Source organism: Affinundibacterium flavidum (genome assembly GCF_014284175.1).
In the GTDB taxonomy this organism is placed as follows: domain Bacteria; phylum Pseudomonadota; class Gammaproteobacteria; order Burkholderiales; family Burkholderiaceae_D; genus Undibacterium; species Undibacterium flavidum.
Map to the genome: position 1 here is coordinate 1 of NZ_JACOGA010000049.1, position 523 is coordinate 523.

General features: G+C 53.5%; 1 protein-coding gene. It reads right to left on the reverse strand.

Annotation, left to right across the window (positions count from 1 at the left end):
• On the reverse strand, positions 1 to 410 hold a 410-nt coding region (locus H8K55_RS21300), incomplete at its 3' end, for a hypothetical protein (protein ID WP_186944254.1).
• Positions 411 to 523: the final 113 nt, after the last annotated feature.

Genomic DNA, 523 nt, shown 5'->3' on the forward strand with positions numbered 1-523 from the left:
CCTTGGCTGTCGTAGCTTAATGTGGTGTTGCCTGCGGCTGTGTCGGTGATGGCGGTGAGTTGGTTGCGACCGTCGTAGGTGTAAGTTTTTGTGATGCTTGTTGGGCTGCCTGTGCTGCCTGTGCTGCCTGTGCCTGCTGGTTTGGTGCTAATGATTTCTTTGGTGCGATTGGCGACGCCATCTAAGGTGTAGGCTGTGGTGACAATTTGGTTGACGTCGATGACTTCGGTTTGCGTCAGGCGGTCGGCTTTGTCGTAGCTGTAGTGGGTAACCTGTGCGGCGGCGTTGCGGTTGATGGTTTCTTTGGTACGATTGCCGTTTTGGTCAAACACGTAGTCGGTGCGCGCATGGATGATGTTGCCTTTGGCGTGTGTCACTTGTTGCATGCGCAGCGCAGCGTCGTAGCGCATGTTGCTACTGGTGCCGTTGCTGTACGTGATCTGGGTGTTGAGTCCGGTTTTGTCGTAGGTGTAGCTGGCACTTTTGCTGGCTACAAGAACTCAAATTGTTAAAGGTCAAAGGA